Annotated in this window: 19 protein-coding genes; 15 read left to right on the top strand and 4 right to left on the bottom strand. The window is 32.8% G+C overall.

All coding sequences use genetic code 11. The annotated features are described in order from the left end of the window. Together KA883_RS02620 and KA883_RS02625 are read left to right on the top strand one after the other, a co-directional pair. The gene (locus KA883_RS02620; RefSeq protein ID WP_046206634.1) at positions 1–666 is read left to right on the top strand and encodes an ABC transporter ATP-binding protein; all 666 of its coding nucleotides are present in this window, start codon (positions 1–3) and stop codon (positions 664–666) included. Between the two features lie 204 nt (positions 667–870). Further along, positions 871–2,208: a gluconate:H+ symporter gene (locus tag KA883_RS02625; protein ID WP_046206635.1), complete on the top strand. Its 1,338-nt coding sequence runs from the start codon at positions 871–873 to the stop codon at positions 2,206–2,208. Positions 2,209–2,389: 181 nt separating this feature from the next. Here the strand turns inward: KA883_RS02625 and KA883_RS02630 are convergent, their stop codons facing one another. Next, positions 2,390–3,139, bottom strand: a complete 750-nt coding sequence (locus KA883_RS02630; RefSeq protein WP_210139846.1) for a DeoR/GlpR family DNA-binding transcription regulator — start codon at positions 3,137–3,139, stop codon at positions 2,390–2,392. A 143-nt stretch (positions 3,140–3,282) separates the two neighbouring features. Between KA883_RS02630 and KA883_RS02635 the strand changes: the two genes are divergently transcribed. The 9 genes from KA883_RS02635 (at position 3,283) to argB (ending at position 13,098) form a co-directional block, all read left to right on the top strand. Continuing rightward, positions 3,283–4,038 (top strand): ABC transporter ATP-binding protein, encoded by a 756-nt coding sequence (locus tag KA883_RS02635; protein ID WP_046206637.1) that lies wholly within the window; start codon positions 3,283–3,285, stop codon positions 4,036–4,038. Beyond that, positions 4,028–5,647, top strand: a complete 1,620-nt coding sequence (locus tag KA883_RS02640; protein ID WP_107360194.1) for an ABC transporter permease subunit — start codon at positions 4,028–4,030, stop codon at positions 5,645–5,647. The genes KA883_RS02635 and KA883_RS02640 overlap by 11 nt, the downstream gene beginning before the upstream one ends. Before the next feature lie 4 nt (positions 5,648–5,651). Further along, positions 5,652–6,668, top strand: coding sequence for an extracellular solute-binding protein (locus KA883_RS02645; protein ID WP_052722075.1), 1,017 nt, complete (start codon positions 5,652–5,654; stop codon positions 6,666–6,668). A 4-nt stretch (positions 6,669–6,672) separates the two neighbouring features. Beyond that, the gene (gene phnW, locus KA883_RS02650) at positions 6,673–7,770 is read left to right on the top strand and encodes a 2-aminoethylphosphonate--pyruvate transaminase (protein ID WP_210139847.1); all 1,098 of its coding nucleotides are present in this window, start codon (positions 6,673–6,675) and stop codon (positions 7,768–7,770) included. Beyond that, positions 7,771–8,553: a phosphonoacetaldehyde hydrolase gene (phnX, locus tag KA883_RS02655; protein ID WP_046206640.1), complete on the top strand. Its 783-nt coding sequence runs from the start codon at positions 7,771–7,773 to the stop codon at positions 8,551–8,553. It abuts the gene before it with no gap. 245 nt (positions 8,554–8,798) lie between these two features. Continuing rightward, a complete protein-coding gene (gene rocD, locus KA883_RS02660; protein ID WP_210139848.1) occupies positions 8,799–9,998 on the top strand; it encodes an ornithine--oxo-acid transaminase in 1,200 nt (399 codons plus the stop codon). Positions 9,999–10,030: 32 nt separating this feature from the next. Then, entirely contained in the window at positions 10,031–11,062 is a 1,032-nt protein-coding gene (argC, locus tag KA883_RS02665) for an N-acetyl-gamma-glutamyl-phosphate reductase (RefSeq protein WP_210139849.1), read from the top strand. A 23-nt stretch (positions 11,063–11,085) separates the two neighbouring features. Then, positions 11,086–12,324: a bifunctional glutamate N-acetyltransferase/amino-acid acetyltransferase ArgJ gene (gene argJ / locus KA883_RS02670; RefSeq protein WP_046206643.1), complete on the top strand. Its 1,239-nt coding sequence runs from the start codon at positions 11,086–11,088 to the stop codon at positions 12,322–12,324. A 12-nt stretch (positions 12,325–12,336) separates the two neighbouring features. Beyond that, the gene (gene argB / locus KA883_RS02675; protein ID WP_046206644.1) at positions 12,337–13,098 is read left to right on the top strand and encodes an acetylglutamate kinase; all 762 of its coding nucleotides are present in this window, start codon (positions 12,337–12,339) and stop codon (positions 13,096–13,098) included. 175 nt (positions 13,099–13,273) lie between these two features. Here the strand turns inward: argB and KA883_RS02680 are convergent, their stop codons facing one another. Beyond that, positions 13,274–14,506, bottom strand: coding sequence for an ArgE/DapE family deacylase (locus KA883_RS02680; RefSeq protein ID WP_046206645.1), 1,233 nt, complete (start codon positions 14,504–14,506; stop codon positions 13,274–13,276). Positions 14,507–15,056: 550 nt separating this feature from the next. Between KA883_RS02680 and ssuE the strand changes: the two genes are divergently transcribed. After that, positions 15,057–15,596 (top strand): NADPH-dependent FMN reductase, encoded by a 540-nt coding sequence (ssuE, locus tag KA883_RS02685; RefSeq protein WP_046206646.1) that lies wholly within the window; start codon positions 15,057–15,059, stop codon positions 15,594–15,596. A gap of 135 nt (positions 15,597–15,731) precedes the next feature. On the opposite strand, the gene KA883_RS02690 is transcribed toward ssuE, so the two are convergent. Next, a complete protein-coding gene (locus KA883_RS02690) occupies positions 15,732–16,391 on the bottom strand; it encodes a glyoxalase/bleomycin resistance/dioxygenase family protein (protein ID WP_046206647.1) in 660 nt (219 codons plus the stop codon). A 320-nt stretch (positions 16,392–16,711) separates the two neighbouring features. Then, a complete protein-coding gene (locus KA883_RS02695; protein ID WP_210139850.1) occupies positions 16,712–18,301 on the bottom strand; it encodes an L-lactate permease in 1,590 nt (529 codons plus the stop codon). A 356-nt stretch (positions 18,302–18,657) separates the two neighbouring features. Between KA883_RS02695 and KA883_RS02700 the strand changes: the two genes are divergently transcribed. The 3 genes from KA883_RS02700 (at position 18,658) to KA883_RS02710 (ending at position 23,250) form a co-directional block, all read left to right on the top strand. Beyond that, positions 18,658–19,923: an MFS transporter gene (locus KA883_RS02700; RefSeq protein WP_046206649.1), complete on the top strand. Its 1,266-nt coding sequence runs from the start codon at positions 18,658–18,660 to the stop codon at positions 19,921–19,923. 581 nt (positions 19,924–20,504) lie between these two features. Next, positions 20,505–21,536 (top strand): ornithine carbamoyltransferase, encoded by a 1,032-nt coding sequence (gene argF / locus KA883_RS02705; RefSeq protein WP_164987244.1) that lies wholly within the window; start codon positions 20,505–20,507, stop codon positions 21,534–21,536. Between the two features lie 175 nt (positions 21,537–21,711). Further along, entirely contained in the window at positions 21,712–23,250 is a 1,539-nt protein-coding gene (locus tag KA883_RS02710; protein WP_046206651.1) for a PTS transporter subunit EIIC, read from the top strand. Positions 23,251–23,255: the final 5 nt, after the last annotated feature.

Genomic DNA, 23,255 nt, shown 5'->3' on the forward strand with positions numbered 1-23,255 from the left:
ATGATAACTTTAAAGCATGTGCAGAAACGATATCATAATAAAACAATTTTTCAATCTCTGAATATGACTTTTGAAAACCAACAATTAACTGTGCTATTAGGTGAAAATGGTGCTGGCAAGTCGACACTATTAAGAATGCTTGCGGGGTTAGAACAACCTAATCAAGGGGAAATTACGTACTTTGGAAAAAAATTGTCTAAAAAACAATTACAAGCAATGATTGGATATGTACCACAAGATATTGCATTATTTGAGCATATGACTGTTGCTGAAAACGTTAATTGTTTTAAAGCATTATGTAAACATCCAATATCTGATGCGTTAATTACAAAATACATGGAACAATTAAACATCAAAGATTTAGATGTTACTGTTTCTCGTCTATCTGGGGGGACGAAGCGTAAAGTGAATGTATTAATAGGTTTACTGAATCATCCACGAGTTCTGATACTAGATGAACCAACGGTAGGCATAGATTTAAAATCAAGGTTTGATATCCATCACTTACTCAATCAAATGAAGCGAAATTGTTTGATCATATTGACGACACATCATTTAGATGAGGTAGAGGCATTGGCTGATTGTATTAAAGTCATAGGCGTCGATCCGTTTTATAAAAAAGTATTATCAGACAAACAATGGCAATTTGAGCGTTATCATAATTAATTTTAAATTTCTAAATCATTTGTTTACTTATATTTAAAAAGTACTTACAAAGTGAATGTCAATCATTTATTTTGTATGTGCTTTTTTATTTTTAAGAAATCTTAAAACCACAAAATAACAACGTTGTTATTAAAGACGAAAAGGTGTATAATGTTAGTTTATGAATTCGCTTTCATAAAATCGATTTTGACTGGGGGACTTAAATTGTCATTTGTGAGTGAAAATTTACCGATAATATCACTTATTATTGGCGTAGCATTGCTATTATTTTTAAATATTAAATTAAAGATTAACAGTATTTTTTCTTTGATTTTTGCAGCTATTGCTGTTGGCTTACTGAACGGTATGAAGCCAATGGTAATCTTAGATACAATTAAAGATGGATTAGGTTCAACGTTAGGTAGTCTTGCACTAATTATAGGATTTGGTGCAATTTTAGGTAAGTTAATGGTTGATTTTGGAGCAGCTCAACGAATAGCTACCACGCTAATTGATAAATTCGGTGCAAAGCATGTGCATTGGGCATTGATTATTATTGGTGCTGTCTTTGGTATTTCTGTATTTTACGAAGTGGCTTTTATGATTTTAGCTCCTTTAGTGATTAGTATTGCTATAGAAGCTAAAACACCATTTATGAAATTGGCTATTACTATGGTAGCTGCAACGACACTATCTCATAGTTTATTTCCACCTCAGGCAGGTCCGACTGCATTGGTAGACGCCTATCATGCTGATATGGGGATGGTATATATCTTGGGAATCATCGTCTTTATACCTGGTGTAATGATTGCTGGTATCCTTTTACCGAAGGTTATGAAAAATTTGAATTACCCTGTGCCACCGTTGTTGCAGAAAAATAAAACGTTTAGTGAAAGAGAAATGCCTAATTTTGGGATGAGTTTATTAATACCACTCATTCCTGCGATTTTAATTTCACTTTCAACAATATTAAGTATGTTTCTAACGAAAGACACTTTATGGCATGAAATTGTATCATTTTTTGGGAGTGCAGAAATTAGTCTTATAATCGCAATTCTTACATCAATTATTGTCTTTGGATTGAGAAAAGGTAAAAAGATGGATGAGTTGATGAAATCTTTCGAAAGTGGCTTGAAAGGTGTGGCAACGATTATATTTATCGTTGGTGCTGGTGGTGCATTTAAAGAAATTATTTTAAAAGCAAATGTAGGCGATTATATTGCGGGAATTATGCAAAATACAAATATTTCACCCCTAATCATGGCGTGGTTAATTACAGCACTTATACGTATTGCTACAGGACAAGGGGTGGTGTCAGCAATAACTGCAGCTGGAATTGTAGGGCCTTTAATTCCTACATTTAATGTTAATCCAGTATTGATGGTTCTAGCAACTGCTGCTGGTAGTAATACAATTACACATGTGAATGACGCATCATTTTGGTTATTTAAAGAATATTTTAATATAACGATTAAAGATACATTTAAAACCTGGGGTCTTTTGTTATTTACATCTTCTATTGTTGGTTTGGTTATTGTATTAATCATGGATCTGTTTATGTAAAGTAACGATGGTATGAGCGGAATGAAAAATCATAAAAAATCTGATTTTTGTTCCGCTCTATACATATGGATTATTGGCTATTTGATGTAAGAATGCTCCCATTCTTAAAAAGGTGGTATCAATTAAGGTGGGATTGAAGGAACGAAGACGTGAGTACATACTTAAATAAATTGCGAAATCATCAAAGGATTTTGATTTTATTATTATAAAGGCTAGCTGTCTTTGATTCTAAATATTTATCACTTATTAAGAAATCTAAACTAGAGATATCACAAATTTTTACAGTAACTACTTTATCTATTTTTGTACTATCTGCTGTTAAATAAGTATATTTAGAAATGTCTAAAATTTTTCTGCGTGTTTCAACTTCTTCTAAATTAAAGTCAGTAACGCCTTTGTCTAACGAGATACCACTGCAACAAATAAATGCTTTGTCGATGTTTAATTGATCAAAGTTAAATAAAAAATCAAAGCTAGTGATAGAATGTTCAGACTGACGTACCTTCCGACCAATACTTATAATTGTGTGACCTTGATTTAAAGCTTGTAACATAACTGGTATAGAGTTGGTAATAATCGTTAAATTTTTTACCTCATTTAAGTGTTTGGCGATTTGTAATGTAGTAGATCCGCTATCCAAAAATATGCAATCACCATCAGAAATTTCTGCAATTGCTTTTAAAGCAATTGCATTTTTTTTATCAATATTTAAATCTAAGCGTTGTTCAATAATAGATTCTCCATTTGAAACATGTTTCAGACGAATACCACCATATTCTTTAGTGATTAAATCATCTTTGACTAATTGTTGAACATCTCTGCGTAATGTTTCCATAGAAATTTGTAATGCATCTTTAAGTGATTTTAATTTTAAAAACTCTCTTTTTTCAAGTAAATCAAGGATTTTTCTTCTTCTTTCTGTAGGTAACAATGAACTTTTCCTCCTGTATATTCATAATATGGTAAAAAGTTTGTAATAACATTGTCAAAAGTTAATCATATTTTACGATTAATTAACGATGAATTAATAAATATGTCCTATACTTTTAGTATAACAAATAGGAGGTGTCAGTAGTGCTGAAATTGTTAAATGTTAGTAAGAGCTATGATAATCATAGCGTTCTTAAAGATATTAATTTATCTATTGAAAAGGGAGAAATCGTTAGTTTATTAGGCCCAAGTGGGTGTGGTAAAACGACGCTATTAAATATGATTTTGGGATTAACGGAAGTAACTGAAGGAAAAGTGTTGTATAACGATACGGAAATACAAAACAAACCCATGAATAAAAGGAATTTTAATATTGTTTTCCAAGATTTTTGCTTATTTCCTCATTTAAATGCCTATGAAAATATCATTTATGGGTTAAAAAATATAAAAAAGAATGTCCACGATAAAAAAGTAACTGATTTAATTGAATTATTGGATTTAAGGCCACATTTGAACAAAAAAGTACATGAATTATCGGGTGGTCAAAAACAGCGTGTCTCTATCGCACGTACGATTGTTATGGAACCAGAAATTTTATTAATGGATGAACCTTTAAGTGCATTAGATAGTGTAATAAAAGAATCTATTAAAGATATGATTCAAAGAATTGCTAAAACACTTTCGCTTACTACAATTATTGTTACACATGATCCTGAAGAAGCATTAACAATAGCAGATAAAGTGGTAGTAATTGAAAATGGTGAAGTTGCTCAATTTGGTACACCTAACGAGATCATTAACCATCCCAAAAGTGCATTTGTTGAAAAATTTATTTTAAAACAATTAAAAGTTAAAAGAGACCATATTTACCGATTATTTGGTGATCGTCATGGTGCATAAGTTATGGTCACAACGTATGATTTTTATTTTAATTTTGCTATTTTTTATTGCTTTTTTAATATTACCAATTGTTTTCTTATTAGGCCGTTCGTTTTTTTTAGATGGTGCATTGACGCTATATCATTATAAAGATATTTTAACGAATCCAGAAATAACAAACGCACTATTTAACAGCTTAAAGGTATCATCGACTGCAGCGATGGTGACGACGATTCTTGCATTTTTTATGTCTTACACGTTACATATGACACGTGCTTCAACATGGACGCATTCATATATAAAAAATATGACTTTATTGCCAATGTTTGTACCTACCATTACATATGGTTTTATTTTGATGTATCTATTTGGGAACGAAGGAATATTATCCAATATATTAAGCGAGTTACCATTTACAATTTATGGTAAAAATGGATTGTTTATTGGTTATATTATTTATACATTGCCCGCCGCTTATCTTATTATTTCTAATGCGTTTAATTATATTGATCATCGATTTTATTATATTTCATCACTAATGAAAGATGGTAAAATGAGAAGATTTTATCACACTTTGTTAAGACCATTATTTATACCAATCGGCAACGCATTTATTTTATCGTTCATTTTAAGTTTTACTGATTTTGGGATACCCGCTTCAATTGGTGCAGATTATAATGTGATTTCTATAACTTTGTATCAAATGATATTAGGTTCTATTCCTAAGTTTGCAGAAGGTGCAGTGATAGCTATGCTCATGCTTATCCCTGCAATCATTGGTTTTATATTTCTGACTATTATTGAAAAATGGAATGTGCAACAACGAGCGATAAGTCATAAAAATTTACCTTTAAGAAAGTGGCATGACCGATTTGTTAATGTATGTGCCATAACCATAGCAACAGTTATTTTGTTGATATTTTTAGTGATGTTTATTGTACCTTTTACGCAAGACTATCCTTATCAACTAGATTTTACATTGACACATATCATCAGTGTCATTAATGATGAAATATTATTAGATGTCTATATACAATCATTGTTTGTAGCTATTGCGACTGCTTTTTTTGGCACCCTCATCAGTTTTGCTTCTGCGTTGATAACAGTTAGAACTAAAGTGAAGGGTAAGCAATCTTTAAACATCATATCGCTAATAACGAACACCGTACCAGGTATGATATTAGGACTTTCTTACTTATTATTATTTCAAAACAGTTCTATTAAGGGGACGTTTTTGATTGTGATTATTAGTATTATCGTGCACTACTTTACGACACCTTATGTGATGGCAAAAGGGGCATTGGAAAAGTTGGACCAATCTTGGGATGTTACGAGTTCGCTTTTGCAAGACCAATGGTATGAGACGATATTTAAAATCATATTACCTAATATGAAAACCACAATTATTGAAATGATGAATTATTATTTTATTAATGCGATGGTAACGATTAGTGGTGTTATATTTTTAGTTTCGACTTCAACGCAACTGGTATCTACCGAAATAAATCAATTACAACACTTTAACCGATTTACTGACATATTTATTTTATCCATTTTAATACTTATCACAAATGTTTGTATACGAAGTATCAGTAGTTGTTGGTTGAAATATAGAGAAAGGAGAGGATGAACGAATGAAAATTAAGTGGCAAATAAGCGTCCTTATATTCGTTGCAATCGTTCTTTTATATTTTTCTATTGTTGGGTTTGGTTCGTCTACTAAGAAAGTCGTTATTTCAACGAATGCAGATGAGGAAGCGATTGCTGTTATGAAAAAAGCATTAGATGATCATGGTTTTAAAGGAGAATATATTGTTCAGCCCCAATCAACTTCTGAATTAGGCGGGAAAATGATGGCAGAAGGTAAAAATATTGAAGCTGATGTTATTACACAAGCAACCTATTATTTAGAAAGTGCACAAAAAGAAAATAATATGTTTGCTAATATCGAAAATACTAATAAAAGTACCAAAGATGCTTATCCTGATTATATAACGCCGCTATTAGGTAATATGGGGTCATTGTTTGTTAATAAAAAAGCATTAAAAGAACAAGGATTGGAAATGCCAAAATCTATTGAATCTCTAACGAAAAATCAATATAAAGACCAAGTGGCAATGCCCAATGTTATTGATTCTTCTACAGGATGGTTAGTGATTCAAAGCATACTTAATGAGTATGGAGAGAAGGAAGGTCAAAAAATATTAACTCAATTATTAAAAAATATTGGTCCTCATTTAGAAAGTTCCGGGTCTGGACCGCTTAAAAAAGTTGAGTCTGGTGAAGCAGCTATTGGTATCGGTTTACGTTCACAAGCCATTGATGCAGAAATGAAAGGGAAGCCAATTCATTATATTGATCCAAAAGAAGGCAACTTTTCATTAGTAGAAGCTGCCGCTGTTGTCAAAAAGGGTGGAGCAAAACAACAGAAAGCTGAAAAAATGGTGCAAGTGATTCAAAAATATGGGCGCAAAGATTTATTACAACAGTATCCAGTGCCACTTTATAAGGGAGAAAAAGCGGACAAACAACAACGACCGACTTATCCCAAAAAATGGAAAGGTAGGCTAAATGTAGATTTATTAGAATCGCATCAAAAAATATTCCAAGAAGCAAAAAAGCAAGCGCAACAGAGTAAAAATAAGGAGTGATTAAATGGAACAACTAAAATTATTAACACCAGGACCACTGACTACTACACATACAGTAAAAGAAACAATGATACTAGACCGATGTACATGGGATGATGATTATAAAAAACTTACTCAAAGTATCCGACAACGTTTGCTTGAAATTGCTAAAGTGAATGCTGAAAATTATACAACTATTTTGCAACAAGGAAGTGGGAGTTTTGTTGTAGAAAGTGTCATCCAAACGGCTATATTATCAACAGATCATGTGCTGATTATTAGTAATGGTGCTTATGGCAAACGGATGATTGATATGGCTTATGTCGCAGGTAAAAAATTAACAGAATTAAACATTTCGTTTGACGTCATACCATCGTTAGCGAAAATACAGCAAGTGTTAGAAGAAAATCCGACAATAACTCATATTGCTTTTGTGCATTGCGAAACGACTACCGGTATTTTAAATCCTATAGAATCCATTTGCACATTGGCAAAAAAATTTAACAAAAAGATTATTGTAGATGCCATGAGTAGCTTCGGTGGTGTACCGATTGAGGTTGAAAAGTTGCAAATAGACTTTTTAGTTAGTAGTGCCAACAAATGTATACAAGGTGTACCTGGTTTTGGATTTGTCATTGCCAAAAAAGAAAGTTTTGAAAAAACAAAGGGGAATGCAAGAAGTGTGTCACTTGATTTGTATGATCAATGGATTGTAATGAAAGATAGTGGAAAATGGCGTTTTACATCTCCAACTCATGTAGTTGCCGCTTTTCATCAAGCGATTTTAGAGCTAGAAAATGAAGGTGGCGTTGAAGCACGCTATGAGAGGTATTTAACGAATAATCAATATATTATTCAATCTATGCAACAGTTAGGCTTTAAGCCTTATATCGATGACGAATACCAGTCACCGATTATTACTACTTTTTTATATCCAGATACGAATTTTGAATTTGATGATTTTTATCAATATATGAAAAAAAATAACTTTGTTTTATATCCTGGGAAATTGATGGATGTACCATCATTTAGGGTTGGTAATATAGGTGATTTATATCGACAAGATTTTGAGGTAATGATTCAACATATTAAAAATTTTAATGCGCAAAGGAGTATCAAATAAATGACTAAAATAAAAGGTATAATTATGGATTGGGCAGGTACTACGATAGATTTTGGCTGTTTTGCACCAGTTAATGTCTTTGTGGATATATTCAAAGATGAAGGTATTAAAGTTACAATTGAAGAAGCTAGAGAACCTATGGGGATGTTAAAACGTGATCACATCAAAGCAATGGCTGAAATGCCACGAATCAAAAAGGAGTGGCAAAATCAATTTGGAAAAGTACCAACAGAAGAAGATATTGATCGTTTATATGCTCAATTTGAAAAAATGCTAATGAAGAATCTGAAATCATTTACAGATCCATTGCCCAATGTTGTCACTACGATTCAAAATTTACAAGATGATGGATACCTTATTGGTTCTACTACAGGTTACACTAAAGCAATGATGGAAATTGTTATACCTGAAGCGGCACAAAAGGACTATAAACCCAATAGCATCGTTACTGCAGAACAAGTGAGTGGTTACGGAAGACCTTATCCATACATGATTTTTGAGAATATGAAACACCTCAAACTAACCTCTGTTAAAGAGGTAGTGAAAGTCGGCGATACAATAGCTGATATTCGAGAAGCCAATAACGCTGGTGTGATAGCTGTGGGGATTGTTAAAGGAAGTTCTATAGTTGGATTGAATGAACAACAATGGGATGCATTAACAAATAATGAACGAGAGGTTTATATTGAAAAAGCGACAAACATATTTAAGCAAAATAACGCTGATTATATCCTTGAAGATATAACACAATTACCACAATTGTTAAAACGACTGAATGTATAATTTGAATGGTAAGTACGGATATTATCTTAAATATTAAATGATGATATGCAAATTGTATACAATGATTTATGTGCATCTATTGAAATTTTTATAATTTTGATAGATGCTTTTTGATTGTTTTAAAGCCTTTTTAAATATTTTTATAAAAAATTATTTAAATAAACCTTTGACTTATTATATTTAAAAGTGTAATATTCATGAATATTAATACAAATATTAGAATAATAATGAGGTTGGTGTATTTAATGAATGCGTTATTCGAATTAACAGATCAATATAGTTCAAATAATTATAGCCCCTTGAAATTAGCATTAAAAAAAGGTAAAGGTGCTCATGTATGGGATGTTGAAGGTAAGCGTTATATTGATTGTATAGCTGGCTTTTCAGTGGTCAATCAAGGACATTGTCATCCGAAAATTATTGAAGCATTTCAAGCGCAAAGTGAGCAAATAACTATGGTATCACGTGCCTTATATAGTGATAACTTGGGACAATGGGAAGAAAAAATTTGTAAATTAGCAAATAAAGACAAAGTGCTACCCATGAATACTGGTACTGAAGCTGTGGAAACAGCAATTAAAATTGCACGTAAATGGGGCGCTGATGTCAAAGGTATTAAAGAAAATGAAAGTGAAATCATTGCTATGAATGGTAACTTTCACGGTCGTACGTTAGGGTCTTTATCTTTATCTGCACAAGATAGTTACAAAAAAGGATTTGGTCCATTGTTAGAAAATATTAATTATATAGAATTTGGAGATATTGAACATTTAAAAGTATTGATTAATGATAATACATCGGCCATTATTTTAGAGCCAATACAAGGTGAAGGTGGCGTGAATATCCCCCCAGACTATTTTATTCAAGAAGTACGTCATTTATGTAATCAACATAATATTTTATTCATTGCTGATGAAATCCAGGTTGGACTAGGTAGGACAGGTAAGATGTTTGCCATGGAATGGGAGGGCGTAGAGCCTGATATTTATTTACTAGGCAAATCATTGGGGGGTGGACTTTACCCTATTTCAGCTATATTAGCAAATGAAACAATCATGAATGTTTTAACACCAGGCACGCATGGTTCTACATTTGGTGGTAATCCACTTGCTTGTGCAGTATCGATAGCAGCCATAGATGTTTTATTAGATGAAAATTTAATTGAACATTCAGCTGAGTTAGGCCAAACACTGTTGAATCAATTACAACTTATCGATAGTCCAATTATTGATGATGTCAGAGGGAGAGGGTTATTTATTGGTATTGAATTAACAGAACAAGCACAGCCATATTGTTTAGAAATGATAGAAAAAGGCGTGTTGTGTAAGGAAACACAGGGCAATGTTATTAGAATTGCACCACCGTTAGTCATTAATGAAAATGAGATTAATCAAATTGCTGATGTGATTAAAGAAGTACTTGAAAAAAATAAAAAAGCATATTAAAAATTCCGAATATTCAGAAAGGAATGAGGAAGATGATTACAGTTGGAATAGTAGGTGGAAGTGGTTATGGTGCTGTAGAACTTATACGTTTATTACAACATCATCCTAACGTCATAATTAAATATGTATTTTCGCATTCTAAGATTGATGAACCAATCAGTAAAACATTTCCACATTTAAACCATATCGCACTTAATTATACTGAATTAAATGAACAAGCGACGTCTTGTGATGTTATATTTTTTGCAACACCTTCAAATGTCAGCAAACATTTAGTGCCAAATTTAATTAATAATGGTGTTAAAGTGATTGATTTATCAGGAGATTTTAGACTGACAGATAGAAACCTATATCAAACATATTATGGTGAAGCAGCAGCAGAACAAGATTTTTTAGATTCGGCCCTTTATAGTATTGCGGAGTGGAGTGAAATAGATTCACAACGCACAAAGTTGATAGCGAATCCTGGTTGTTTTCCCACTTCTATTTTATTGGCGTTACATCCTCTGATTTCTCAAAATGCAATCGATGTTCATTCAATTATTATTGATTCAAAAACAGGTGTTTCAGGAGCAGGACGTGCATTAGCACAACACCTCCATTACGCTGAAATGAATGAAAATTTTAGTGCCTATGCAATTGGAAACCATAAACATAAACCAGAGATAGAACAATATGTATCTAATATTGCTGGGACAAAGTGCGATGTGATGTTCACACCACATTTAATACCGATGACAAGAGGTATTTTATCTACAATTTATGTGAAGTTAAACGAGTATATGACAGCAGAGCATTTACATGGTATTTATAAAAATAATTATGAACAGAAACCATTTATAAGAATTAGAGACTTGGGAGAATACCCCAAAACAAAAGAAGTGTATGGTAGTAATTTTTGCGATATAGGTCTGTATGTAGATGAAAAAAATCAAAGGGCTATTATCGTATCAGTTATAGATAACTTAGTTAAAGGTGCGAGTGGTCAAGCAATCCAAAATTTAAATTTACTTTATGACTTAGACGAGACAACTGGTCTGAATCAGCTACCAATTTATCCTTAATGAAATGCGAAAGGAGAGATGAGATGAAAGATATTGAAACGATAGATACATTCAATCAAATCACTGTAGATATCAATGGTGACGTTGGATCGCCATTGGGGTATATGGCTGGTGGATTTCATGCTGGCCTAAGAAGAAAGAAAAAAGACTTTGGATGGATTTACTCTACGACAAAAGCGACTGCAGCAGGTGTATATACGCTTAATCGTTTTAAAGCAGCACCACTTAAAGTAACTGAAGATAGTATCAACATCGATCAAACATTGCAGGCAATTGTAGTTAATTCAGCAAATGCGAATTCATGTACTGGAGATAGAGGTATACAAGATGCGAAAGATACACAAAGTTGGGTGGCTGAACGATTAAACATAGAACCACATCATGTTGGTATTGCTTCGACAGGTGTCATTGGCTCATTTTTGCCTATGGATAAAATGAAACGTGGCGTCGATCATGTTTTACACGATGCGTTTAACCAGAGTGACTATTTTAATCAATCGATTTTAACGACAGATACGACAACGAAACATGTGTCTGTAAAAGTAAATATAGACAACCAAATAGTGACAATAGGTGGTACAGCAAAAGGCTCTGGGATGATACATCCCAATATGGCAACCATGCTTGGTTTTATAACGACAGATGCAAAAGTTGGTAGTGAGCCATTGAATGAATGTTTAAAACAAATTACAGATCACTCATTTAATATGATAACCGTAGATGGTGACTCTAGCACGAATGACATGGTTCTATGTATGGCAAATGGTCAAGTTAATCATCATTGGCTAGATGAAAATCATCCTGAATGGCAAAAATTTGTTTACGCCATCAATTATGTTGCACGTTATTTGGCTCAGTCGATTGCAAAAGACGGCGAAGGTGCGACTAAATTGGTGACAGCTAGAGTTAAAGGGGCAATAGATATCCATGAGGCAAGAAAAATGGCGAAAAGTATTGTTTCATCCAATTTAGTTAAAACAGCAATTCATGGTGAAGATGCAAATTTTGGAAGAATTGTAACAGCGATGGGTTACGCATCAAAACATATAAATCCTCATGCGACAAACGTATCATTATGCCAAGTTGATGTGGTTAAAGCAGGCATGTCAGTGGCATTTGATGAAGCTTATTTAAAAAAACAATTGGAAGCAGACAATATCATTATAGAAGCTACTGTAGGTGATGGAGATGGGGAAGCTACCGCTTATGGCTGCGACTTATCATATGAATACGTGCGCATAAATGCGTCGTATAGAACTTAAGAGGTGTTTGATATGGATTACATTGTAATTAAAATAGGCGGGAGCACTTTAACGAATATGCATGATTCGATAATTGAAGATATTGTTGCATTAAAAAAGCAAGGTTATAAACCATTAATCGTCCACGGAGGTGGGCCTTTTATAAATCAATCTTTGGAATTACAAGAAGTAGCAACAGAATTTAAAGATGGTTTGAGAGTTACTACCCATGAAGTACTTTCTGTTACGACTCAAACATTAATTGGACAAGTGAATCCTAGTTTAGTCAATAAAATCAATCAATTTGGTATTCAAAGTATTGGCATGAATGGCATAGATGCGCAATTATTTGATATTAAACCATTAGATTTAAAATATGGTTTTGTTGGCGAACCTATTCATATAGATACAAGCGTTATCGCGACTTTAACACAATCTTTTCTACCAGTCATCGCATCTATAGGTGTAAATCAAATGACGCACCAGGTATATAATATTAATGCCGATACGCTAGCGTATAAAATTGCGCAAGCTTTACATGCACCAATTTATTTATTAAGCGACATTCCGGGTGTTTTAATCAATGAAAAAGTACAACCGTCATTAAATGCGAAAAACATCGAAACATATATTGAACAAAAATTAATATATGGTGGTATGATACCTAAAGTCCAAGATGCTGTTAAAGCAATAGAAAAGGGATGTCAAAAAGTAGTTATTGCAGCAGGAAATGAAGCGCACATTATTCAAAAATTGCAACATGGTCACAATGTAGGTACTACAATTTGCAAGTAGCAATGTACAAAAGCGTAAATAACAAATTTTTAAATGTGTTGTTTTGTTCCACTATTGTCAGGACAAGGTTTTAACAGTATGTACACACGTTTACCTTATCACGATGTTATAAAAAAAAGCTCAGAACATAGTGTGTCTGAGCTTTTTTAAATGGCTGAAGTTAATTTAATTAAAACTAAAGCTTTTTAGAATAAGTTGTTAAAAGTTCACTGTAAAAATCAATGAATTTTAAATACATGTCTTTTTCTACACATTCATCAATTTGATGTGGTTTAATACCTGGACCAAATACTAAGAATGGGAAAGTTTCATCTTTATTTTTTAATAAGTTTGAAGCATCAGTAACGCCACCGATTGGAGAAGCGATAAAGTCCTTGTCAAATAGAGATTGAGCTATGTTCTGAGCAGTATTAATTAAGCTGTTATCACCAGTAGTGAGTACTGGATCTAGGTCTAAGTATAGGTCGCTTGATAAATTTGCACCTTTATCATTATGGTTTTGAATTGTGTTTGAGAATAACGTTTTTACTTGTTCATTATCATATTCTGGAATTGTACGAATATTAAAATCTGCATCTGCCTCTTCAGGAACAGAGTTCACCTGTACCCCACCGTTAATTAATGTATTGCTAATAACTAAACCTTGAAGTGCAGATTCTACGTCTTCAAGTGCTGTTGTTGCAGGCAATGATGGCTTAATTCTTTCAATGAATTTTGTGAAATCTAGCGCTTTTCCCTGAACTTCTTTTGAAATTCTAGCATAGGCGTCATCAATATCTTGTATAAATGAGATTAATGGTTTTATGGCATTAGTGCCCATTACTGGCATAGAGCTATGTGCTGATTTACCGTAGGAAGTAATACGATAATCCATTGAACCTTTATGTGCATACACCATGATATCTTGGCAAGGTTCTGCTATAAGTAATGCATCAACGTCATCCATATAACCCTGTTCGTACAAAGTTTGAGAACCAAGTTGCTCCATTTCCTCACCACTAGTTGCTAAAAATCTAATACGACCATGTTGCAGTGCTTGAGAAGATTTAATATCAATAAGTGCAATTGCTAACGCAGCAAGTCCTGACTTCATATCTGCTGCGCCACGACCATATAAAAATCCATCATCCTCAGTAAGCGAAAATGGATCGTATGTCCATTGAGATTTATTACCAGCAGAAACAACGTCCATATGACCTGAAATACCGATTACCGGCTTGCCTTCACCGATTTCAGCAATGAGGTTAGCACGTCTTTCATCAATTTTTTGAATTTTTGATTCAATTCCGTAGTTAGAAAATAGTTTCTGTAAATAATTACAAACTTCAAGCTCATTATCATTTACTGTTTCAATCGCTACAATATCTGATAAGATTTGTACTTTTTCTTTATTAGAAAATGTACTCATTGTGTATCACTCCTTTGTATGTCTAAATTAAGTATACATCTAGAAAAAAAGGTTTTTAAAGCGAAACGATTTTTAAAAAAAGAATATAATAAAATTATTTATATTGTAAAGTTTTTTAGAGTTGAAACAAAAAACTGATTTTGTACTATTACACTCAACCGTGTATGATGTTTAGAATTAATAATGTGTTAAGAAATTAAAAAAATGCATCAACAGGAGAATTAAAGGTCATAGCTTTTGAAGCAATAACATAAGTGATAAGTTATCAATGGGTTTAGATAATAATCAATATAAAGTGCTAAATGACAATATAATTATTTCCAAGGAAATGCCTAATCAATGTCATAAATTTAATATATAAACTTATTGATACAATAATAATTGCGATAATTCAAATCATTTCCTATGATTTTACCTATATTTGATGATACGCTAAAGAAGTGGAATTTGTTTCCAATGGATTCTATTTTTTCATATATTTATTAATAGATAAGCGTGTAAATGTCGAAGGTATATATGAAAAATTTTATATAGAAAGGGGATTATCATTTTGGCAAAAGTAGCAATTATTGCTGGAGGCAATAAACTAAAATCAAGACTCACAGGTATTATAGATTACGCGGAATCGTATTTGAATGCTGAGGGCATCGAGACAAATGTCATCCACGTACATCAATTAGATGCTGAGGCTTTAATTACTGCAGATTTTTCTAATGAATCGATAAATGCTACGCACAAAACGATTGAAGATGCGGATGGTGTTATTATAGTATCTCCAGTATTTAAAGCTGCCTACTCAGGTATCGTGAAAACGTATTTAGACTTGTTACCACGAGGGGCATTTACAGGTAAAACGGTACTACCATTAGCCTTAGGAGGCACGTTTGCACATGTGCTAGCAATCCAATATAGTCTTGATCCAGTTATTAAAGAACTAGGTGCAGATACTATTCATAAAGGCAGATTTATATTAGATAAGCACATCACACAAAATGAAGATGGTAGTTATGGTTATGACCAAGAAGCGAAAGATGGTTTAAATAAAACTTTAAAGAAATTTGTCAGTGACAAGTCACAAGTTAAAGAGTAAATTTGATTGTAAAACTGTTAAAATCAAAATATACGATAAACTTAGAATATGACGTTATAAGACGGTATTAATAAAAAATGAGCACACAGTATCAAAACTTGCTAAATTGATATTGTGTGCTCATTATTTTTAGATTTAAAGTTTATTTAAGTGCCATTGAGATTGGTTATCCATGCTTAACTTAAATTCATTTGTTTGAATGCACATGGGATGGGATTCGGAAAACTGGTCAGAGAACAGCCATTTATTATCTTCCGGTGTCAGTAAAATAAAACTGTCATCATAATGATCGCCGATAAAGTTTAAATCATGTGGTGCAAAGGGTTGCTTTTCATATGTATTTAAATGAAATTTCGACAATGCTTCAAAGACTTCCTTCGTTTCATTACATACGAATCCAATCTCACTAATTCTTGAAAATTCAGGTTCATCAGTTATATTAGAAATGCGTGCAATGAGTTCCACGACGTTTCCTGAAGGATCTTGAAAGTAAAATGAATGTGCAACAAAAGATTCGAAATACGTCGTATGCTGACCATCCTCCATCAATAGAAATAAAATATTTTGATAATGTTGTTTCATGTCGTTGAAATGGTTGTATGGAATGTCAATCGCAAAATGATAAAATGGTTGGACATCGTCGTTTGCTTGTTGAAAACACAGATGCGTCTCTCCAATTTTAACTGTAAAAGCCTCTTGGCCAATCATCCAAACTGGACATTCTAAAATTTCTTCATAAAATTGGAATGTCTTTTCAAATTCTGAAGTGAATAATTTAATGTTTTCAATTTTCATAAACAAACCCCACCTAATCCTCATGTTTATCATATAAATATAAGAAATAATTTACTTGTACTTTATCAAAATAATAATCAATATGATAATAATAAGAATTTTATATGAAATAATACGCATTAAGTAACAATATGTTCTATTTAAAATAGTTATATAGCGTTGGTGATTTATAAAACTTCATAAAAAGGCTGAGACAATTCAATTTGTCTCAGCTTTTTTTCTTATCGCCGTGCGATGAAGAAGTAATTTTAAATCAATTAAATATGAATATCTCACTTCATTTTTAAGTTCAAGATATTTGTATCTCAGACTTGCATAGACTAAGCGAAAAATAATGAGATAATATACGCGCTAATCCCAACTAGAATACAATACAGAAGTGCAGGGCCTAATGTTTTTCTTATGACACTACCTTCTTTACCAGGCATATTAACTACCGCACAAACTGCGACCACATTATGCACACAGATCATGTTACCGGCAGCTGCACCAATGATTTGTGCAGCTAATACAATAAATGGATCTGCACCAATAGAGTTAGCAATGTTTAATTGAATAGGTGAGAAAGTCAATGTTGATACAGTAGCACTACCTGTAATAAACGAACCTAAAGCACCTAAGAATGGTGCAACGAATAGCCATACAGGACCTAAAGTATTAGCCATATTTTTGGCGATATATTCTGGCATACTTATTAAATCATGCGCATTGATACCTGAGTTGATAAAAACATGCACCATTGCGAGTGTGGCAATTAGTGTAATACCAGTAATTTTTATTGTTGATAAGGATGTGATACTTGCATTACCTAAATCCTTAATAGATTTTCTTTGAATTATAATGGCGAAAATTGCTGATAATAATAAAATTGTCCCAGGTGAATAAAGAAATTGCCATTCAGATGATATTTCAGAGAAATTTAAAATATTATTCCAAGAAAAATCAAGAACATGTGTGGTGAAATATTCAACACTTGGAACCGTTCTCGTTAATAAAAGTAAGATAACAACCATTACATAAGGTGCCCAAGCAGTTAGTAAACTCATAGAATGTTCTGTACTATCTGCCTCGTATGTTTTATCTAAGCCATCTGTCCACACTGTTTTAGGTAACAACCAACCCTTACTTGCAGTTAAGACGGCAACTACTAAACCAGTTAATGAGCCTAATATAGCAACAAATTCTGCGCCGAAAACATGTGCATATACAAAGGCAGATACTGCATATACAATTCCTATTAATGCTAGCCATGGTAGCATTTCAATAATAGATTTTAACTTTTTATTTTTCCCAAAGAAAATAATCATCGTAGAGATAACGATGATAGGTATGAAAATACCACTCAATAAATCTAATATAGTTATTTGCTCAGCTGTCGAATGGAAAAAGGATTGATTTGCTTCTTTTAAAGTACTTAATCCAACAATAACTGGCGTGCCCACTGCTCCGAAAGACACTGCAATACTATCGGCAATTAAAGCTGTAACAACAGCTATCATAGGTCTAAAACCTAAAGCAACTAGTAAAGGTGCTGTAACCATTGCTGGTGTACCAAATCCTGAAGCGCCTTCAATAAGTGAACCAAATAAGAAAGCGACAATGATGACTTGGACACGCATATCTGGTGTAATTTTCTTAAATCCTGCATTGATACGGTTTACTGCACCCGTTTGGCGTAATGTATTAAGTAACACGAGCGCACCGAATAAAATATAAAGTATCGTTAATGTTTTGTGCGTACCTTGAAGTATTGAAGCTATAACGACATTACCTTGCATCCCCCATACAAAAATCCCTAAAACTGTTACAACGATAGCGCTAATAATCATCCCTTTTAAAGCTGACATACGTAAGAGTACAAGAAATAAAAAAGGTACGATTACTGCACTGAAAGCGACTAATAACATCATTTTATATAAAACTCCCTCATAAAAATTTAATAATCATCTAGTCATATGATGTTTAAATAACTCTCATTGTAAACGTTTACAAATAAATTTTCAATCATGTATAAAAAATGAATTTTTCATATAAACAATTTAAATCGTATACAAATATTTTTCGTTGATTTTAATAAGCTGTATTTTCGGTTTTACTTATTTATATCTTAAAACGAAAATAAATGAAAATAAATTTGCGTTATTAGAAAAAATATAATAATATAATGATAATATTTGAAAGCGTTTACAAAAGTGATTGCAAAAATTGCAAGAAAATATTTAAATTAATCTTAATATCAACGATTGATTTATAAGGGGTGCGTAATATGAGTGATAAATTAACTAAAATGGGAATGCCTTCAACGTTATTTTGGGGATATGTTGGTGTATTAATATTTATGATGGGAGACGGTTTAGAGCTAGCATGGATTAGTCCTTATTTACATGATCATGGTCTATCCGTGCAACAAACTGCGATTTTGACCACTTGCTATGGTGTAACGATAGCTATTGGTTCTTGGTTATCAGGTGTCTTGGTAGAAATTATCGGTCCAAGAAAAGTGATGCTGTTAGGAACAGGGTTATATATCATCGGTCATGCAATATTTGTTGGTTTGGCAATCCCAACGATGAACTATAATATCATGATTCCGTCATATGCAATAAGAGGGTTTGGCTACCCTTTGTTTGCTTATTCTTTTTTGGTTTGGGTTGCTTATCGTTCTCCGCAAAAGCGTTTAGGTGCTGCAGTAGGATGGTTTTGGTTTGTGTTTACAGGAGGGCTTAGTGTCCTAGGATCATTTTATTCTTCTTTTGCGATTCAACTATTTGGACACTTCTTTACATTGTGGACAGCGATTATTTGGGTGTTAATAGGAACATTTTTAGCAGTATTTGTAAATAGAGACCAGTTTATGATTGAAGAAAAAGGGCACGGATTTAAAGAACACTTTAGTGAGGTACTTGCAGGTATAACGATACTAAAAAGGGAACCGCGTGTGGCAGTGGCCTGTGTTGTTAGAATCATAAACCAGGCGGCACAATATGCTTTTCCATTATTTCTGCCGATTTATTTAGCTTCCAAAGGTATTGCTACTACAACTTGGTTAAATATTTGGGGAACAATTTTTATTGCTAATATTATATTCAATCTAATATTTGGTGCGTTGAGCGATAAAATTGGCTGGAAAAATACGATTTCTTATATTGGTGGTGTTGGATGTGCGATATTTACGTTAGGACTATATTTTGTGCCAGAGTTATTTACAGGTAATGTTTTTATTGTGGGTACGGTAGGATTTCTATGGGGGATGTGTTTAGCAGGCTTTGTCCCTATTTCTGCACTTGTCCCTTCTTTAGTTCATGATGGTGATAAAGGACCAGCAATGGCAATATTAAATTTAGGAGCTGGTCTTTGTGTATTTGCAGGACCAGGGTTAGTGGCATTGTTTTATGATAGTATTGGTGTTAAAGGCATGATGTACTTAATATTTGGATTATATGTTGCTAGTGCAATTATGACACGTTTCTTAAAGACACCTGAGGAAAGGGAACGTAGAAAGTCTAAAAATTTTGCATCATACAGTAAATAATCTATTATAGTAGCTATAAAAAAGTTAGGATATGGCTTAATGGATGATTTTTTAATAGCTTCAGCTAACGATTAATAAATAATAGTAAACGGGCGAACAGTTTCAAAATGAGGGGTTTTGATATTGTTTGCCCGTTTTTGTATTCATTTTAAGGGATGATTATGCAATGATTTTGAGATGACGTGGGATAAATATAATTATTTTTCTTGGAAACCACCTGAAACAAAATGAGCAGCAATTTGCTTAATAGTGGCAAATAGTAAATCTAACATGTATGTTCACCTCCATGAGCTAGTGGTTACATGTTCAATTTACTATATATTATTAAAATATTGTGTAGGAAAGCACAACTTAGTTAAATCATTGCCACGGTGTTTATTGTCAGACATCTTACTTGCTTGACTGTTGCAAATAAGATCGTGATTGTATGGAAATATACATTTAGCGTAGGTTATACTTCAAAACTAGTAAAATAATTAAATGATTTAAAAATATACAATAAATAGTATATTTATACTTGAAAATAACTCTATTTAAGTTTAATATGTATATAAATCTTATAAATATATTGGAGTGATGAAATTGGGGCGTACACAACAGATTTAAAAAAACTAGCATTGTTAAAAGGTAAGAGCTTTTTGAAAACGAGTGACTTTACTGCAGATGAACTAGTCACTTTGATTGACTTTACCGGAGAATTAAAAGAAAAGAAAAAGCGAGGCATTCCTCACCCTTATCTTAAAGGTAAGAATATTGCTTTATTATTTGAAAAACCATCTACAAGAACACGTTCAGCATTCAGTGTAGCAGCAAACGATTTAGGTGCCTTTCCAGATTATTTTGGTCAAGGTGAAATTCATCTAGGTGTCAAAGAATCGACAGAAGATACAGCAAAAGTATTAGGGAGTATGTATGATGGTATTGAATTTAGAGGTTTTTATCAAAAAGATGTGGAAAGTATAGCGCAACATGCCGAAGTTCCAGTATGGAATGGTTTAACAAACGAATGGCATCCTACTCAAATGATTGCAGATTTTTATACTTTAAAAGAACACCTAGGCACATTACAAGGCAAAACATTGACTTATGTTGGTGATGCAAGAAATAACGTAGCACATGATTTATTGGTTACCGGCGCAATATTAGGTATGAATATTCATATTGCAGCCCCTCAATCGCTACAGCCTGATCAAGATATTCAGCAACTTGCTAAAAATTATGCAACACAATCGCACAGTAATATTTTAATCACAGATAATATTCAACAAGCAGTTTATAAAGCAGATGCAATATATACAGATGTCTGGTTTTCAATGGGAGAAGATGAATCAGTTCAAACACAACGTATTGAAAAATTACTTCCATATCAAATTAATGAAGCTATGCTTGTCAATACAATGAATCCAGATGTTATTGTATTACATTGTTTGCCCGCCTTCCATGATGTGCATACAAAGGTGGGACAACAAATCTATAAGACTCATGGTTTAACTGAAATGGAGATAACAGATGATGTATTTAAAGGTGAACATGCTGTTATATTTGAGCAAGCGGAAAATAGATTACATTCAATTAAAGCAATTATGGCAGGAACATTAGGGGATATTTTTTAACACATATCTTAATTGAATAAATAAAGAAACTCACAAAGTAACGTGCTTTGTGAGTTTTTTTCATTAAAAAAGAAGACATATATCACCATTATGAAAAAGTTTTTCATAATGGTATTTTATATTGATTAATATTTTCTTTGATTGTATATTTATGATAATTAGGAGGTTAATGACTATGAGTAAATTGTTTGAAAAGGCACAACAATTTGGTAAATCATTTATGTTACCTATCGCTATATTACCGGCAGCTGGATTGTTGTTGGGAATCGGTGGCGCATTAAGTAATCCGAATACAATCAAAGCATATCCTGTGTTGGATATTAACTTATTGCAAAATATATTTGTTCTTATGTCATCAGCTGGTAATATTGTATTTCAAAATTTACCAGTAATTTTTGCCATAGGTGTTGCAATTGGATTAGCTAGAAGTGATAAAGGTACTGCAGGATTAGCAGCATTGCTAGGATTCCTTATTATTAATGCTTCGATGAATGGATTGCTAATCATTACAGATACGTTAGCAAAAGGCAATTTAGCAGAAAAAGGACAAAGTATGGTTCTAGGAATTCAAACAGTAGAAACGGGCGTGTTTGGTGGGATTATCACAGGAGTTATGACGGCGCTTTTACATAATAAATATCACAAGATTTCTCTTCCATCATATTTAGGATTTTTTGGAGGATCTCGTTTTGTTCCAATTATTACAGCAATCTCTGGAATCATACTCGGGGTTATCATGTTCTTTATTTGGCCAACAGTACAGGGGTGGATATTTGGTGTAGGAGGTATCGTAGATAAAACTGGTGTCATTGGTACTTTTTTCTTTGGATTTATATTAAGGCTATTGGGGCCATTTGGTTTACATCACATTTTCTATTTACCGTTTTGGCAAACTGCATTAGGTGGCTCGTTAGAAGTTAAGGGTCATCTTGTTCAAGGCACTCAAAATATTTTCTTTGCTCAACTTGGTGATCCAGACGTAACGAAATACTATTCAGGTGTTTCGCGTTATATGTCAGGTCGTTTTATTACTATGATGTTTGGACTATGTGGTGCAGCTTTAGCAATTTATCATACTGCGAAACCACAACATAAAAAAGTTGTTGGTGGGCTAATGTTATCTGCAGCATTAACTTCATTTTTAACAGGTATTACAGAACCGTTAGAGTTCAGTTTTTTATTTGTTGCACCAATTTTATATGTGATACATGCATTTTTAGATGGTTTAGCGTTTATGATGGCAGACGTATTTAATATTACGATAGGTCAAACATTCAGTGGTGGCTTTATAGACTTTTTATTATTCGGCGTTTTGCAAGGTAATGCTAAGACGAACTTTTTATGGGTAATACCGATTGGCATCGTTTGGTTTATTTTATATTATATTATTTTCAGATTTTTAATTAACAAATTCAACTTTAAAACACCTGGTAGAGAAGCGGAAACAACTACAGAAACTGTTGAAACGACAGAACGTGCTAAAACAATTATCGAGGGTTTAGGTGGTAAAGAAAATATAGAAATTGTCGATTGTTGTGCTACAAGGCTAAGAGTGACATTAAAGTCAGACGCCCCAGTCAATAAGCAACTGCTGAATTCTACCGAAGCTAGAGGTATCATACAAAAAGGTAATGGTGTACAAATTGTTTATGGACCACATGTCACAACGATAAAAAATGAAGTAGAAGAGTTACTAGACAGTGAACAAGCGTAATAAAA

Source organism: Staphylococcus sp. GDY8P54P (assembly GCF_017892645.1).
GTDB classification, from domain to species: domain Bacteria; phylum Bacillota; class Bacilli; order Staphylococcales; family Staphylococcaceae; genus Staphylococcus; species Staphylococcus ureilyticus.

Bases quoted from the DNA above. Each gene is read 5' to 3' on its own strand.
- KA883_RS02690 (WP_046206647.1), bottom strand. From the start codon at position 16,391: ATGAAAATTGAAAACATTAAATTATTCACTTCAGAATTTGAAAAGACA.
- KA883_RS02620 (WP_046206634.1), top strand. From the start codon at position 1: ATGATAACTTTAAAGCATGTGCAGAAACGATATCATAATAAAACAATT.
- phnX (WP_046206640.1), top strand. From the start codon at position 7,771: ATGACTAAAATAAAAGGTATAATTATGGATTGGGCAGGTACTACGATA.
- rocD (WP_210139848.1), top strand. From the start codon at position 8,799: ATGAATGCGTTATTCGAATTAACAGATCAATATAGTTCAAATAATTAT.
- argB (WP_046206644.1), top strand. From the start codon at position 12,337: ATGGATTACATTGTAATTAAAATAGGCGGGAGCACTTTAACGAATATG.
- argC (WP_210139849.1), top strand. From the start codon at position 10,031: ATGATTACAGTTGGAATAGTAGGTGGAAGTGGTTATGGTGCTGTAGAA.
- KA883_RS02640 (WP_107360194.1), top strand. From the start codon at position 4,028: ATGGTGCATAAGTTATGGTCACAACGTATGATTTTTATTTTAATTTTG.
- argJ (WP_046206643.1), top strand. From the start codon at position 11,086: ATGAAAGATATTGAAACGATAGATACATTCAATCAAATCACTGTAGAT.
- KA883_RS02710 (WP_046206651.1), top strand. From the start codon at position 21,712: ATGAGTAAATTGTTTGAAAAGGCACAACAATTTGGTAAATCATTTATG.
- KA883_RS02645 (WP_052722075.1), top strand. From the start codon at position 5,652: ATGAAAATTAAGTGGCAAATAAGCGTCCTTATATTCGTTGCAATCGTT.
- KA883_RS02700 (WP_046206649.1), top strand. From the start codon at position 18,658: ATGAGTGATAAATTAACTAAAATGGGAATGCCTTCAACGTTATTTTGG.
- phnW (WP_210139847.1), top strand. From the start codon at position 6,673: ATGGAACAACTAAAATTATTAACACCAGGACCACTGACTACTACACAT.
- KA883_RS02680 (WP_046206645.1), bottom strand. From the start codon at position 14,506: ATGAGTACATTTTCTAATAAAGAAAAAGTACAAATCTTATCAGATATT.
- KA883_RS02695 (WP_210139850.1), bottom strand. From the start codon at position 18,301: ATGATGTTATTAGTCGCTTTCAGTGCAGTAATCGTACCTTTTTTATTT.